The organism is Neisseria sp. P0022.S010 (assembly GCF_051956635.1).
The window spans coordinates 1-1,901 of sequence record NZ_JBQCXF010000558.1 but is presented as its reverse complement, the minus strand read 5'-3'; the positions used below and the strand labels follow the sequence as shown (position 1 = coordinate 1,901).

Here is a 1,901-nt window from a genome sequence, read left to right as displayed (position 1 = left end):
GAGATTTTAACTTTGTTTTGGAGAGAATAATGAAAAAATCGATTATCGCTTTGGTTATTGCCGGTTTGCCACTGGCTGCCTCTGCAGAAGTGATTCTGTATGGTCAAATCAAAAGCAGCGTGACCGTTGGTCAAGTAAAAATCAAAGGTGACGCAGGTTCTGAAACCAGCTCTACCGCAACCAGCATCAATGACAATACTTCCCGTATCGGTTTCAAAGGTAGCGAGAACTTGGGTGGCGATTTGAAAGCCATCTGGCAAGTTGAACAAAAAACGGCCATTACCGGCGGTTCACAAGGTTTTGCCAATCGCGATTCCTTCATCGGTTTGCAAGGTAAATTCGGTAAAGTCCGTGCCGGTAAACTCAGCAATATGCTGAACGAAATGGACACCATCGATCCGTGGATGTACAAAACCAATGCCGCAGGCTTGGGCATCTTTACCCGTACCGGCAACCGTAATGCCGCTGTACGCTACGACAGCCCGGATTTTGGCGGATTCAAATTCAACGTGTCTTACGCACCGCGCGACAACCGCAATCCTTCAGACAAATACACGCACACCCAAGCGGCCAAAGACCAATACACCGGCGGCGTGAGCTTCTCTAAAAACGGCTTTACTGCCAATGCGGCTTACGGCCACTATAACGGCGCGTACACCGATAATTCCGGCAAGGTCAAAGCGGCACAAATCGCCAAAGTCGAAACTTATTACGACAAAGACAATCTCTTTGTCGGCGGCGGCGTACATTATGCCAAAGGCCATGAGACAGCCAACGAATATTTAGGCTATTTCACCGATGGTTTTAATGAGTACAAGGGTAGTGACATCACTGCCGATTCAGGCAAATCTGAAGCCGTGAAAGTGGTTGATGCAGCGGTAACTGTCGGCTACAAATTGGGCAATGTCACCCCACGCATTACTTACGCACACGGCTGGCCTGCCAAGGGCGTGAACAGCGGCGAGAAATTGGTGGATAAATTCGACCAAGTCGTTGTCGGCGGCCAATATACTTTCAGCAAACGCACCGGCGTAGTTGCCCAATTGGCGTATCTGAAAGTCGGCAACAAAACCCGTCTGACTGCAGCCAACAAAGGCGGCGTTGAACAAAAAGCTGCTTCTGTGGGCTTGTATCACAAATTCTAAGCCGTCTTGAAAGACAAGGCCGTCTGAAAAAATTCAGACGGCCTTTTTGTTGATTAAAGCAGTTTATTTGTCGTGGTTGGTCAGCGTTGTACCGTGACGGCTGCCGCGTTCTTTCAAACGTTGTACCAAGCCTTCGACCGTTGTCGGCATACCGTCGATACAGAATGCCTGATACAGGGCGGTATGCAGGGCGTCGTTGCGGCTGAACGCATTGCCGATCAGCTTCCAATCGCCTTTACGCGGCTCGATCCAGCGGTGGTTTACTGTGTCGCCGTAAGCGAATACTTTGTAAGACGAACGCTTATCGTTGCTGTAAGTAAAGGATGTGCGGGCGCAATAGAGGCCTTCGACGGAGAGGTTGTCGTAGCCTTTGTCGGAGCGCACGTTCAAGACGTAGCGGATGCTGTTGTCAGGTGCAGGCATGATTTGCAGGCTGCTGAGCAGGATTTTGGGCTGCTTGCCGTAGGTTTCGTTGACATAGAGGTCGAACCAATCGCCCGATTGGGTATCGGGCAGGGGTGGCAACTCGGCTTTGTGTTCTTTAAATTCGCGTGCGGCAACTTCTTCAGGGCTTTCCTGATAACGCGTGTTGGTCAGCGTATCCTTTTGGCTGAAACCCAAAGCAAATACTTGAGTCGCGGCAAGGCTGAGAGCGAGAAGGGCAAAACGGCGCATAGACAGCTCCAAAGTGAAAAACGGCTTTATTTTATGGGCTTGCAGGGTGGGGTGCAAGTAAGTGCGGTATAATTGACGTTA

General features: G+C 50.2%; 2 protein-coding genes. One reads left to right on the top strand and one right to left on the bottom strand.

What is annotated here, in order from left to right:
* Window positions 1-29: 29 nt before the first annotated feature.
* Window positions 30-1,145 carry a porin gene (locus ACTHUT_RS19360; protein WP_070747755.1) on the top strand — a complete coding sequence of 372 codons (1,116 nt, stop codon included), beginning with the start codon at window positions 30-32 and terminating at the stop codon, window positions 1,143-1,145.
* Window positions 1,146-1,208: 63 nt separating this feature from the next.
* On the opposite strand, the gene ACTHUT_RS19355 is transcribed toward ACTHUT_RS19360, so the two are convergent.
* Window positions 1,209-1,820 (bottom strand): CNP1-like family protein, encoded by a 612-nt coding sequence (locus ACTHUT_RS19355; RefSeq protein ID WP_250601721.1) that lies wholly within the window; start codon window positions 1,818-1,820, stop codon window positions 1,209-1,211.
* Window positions 1,821-1,901 lie beyond the last annotated feature (81 nt).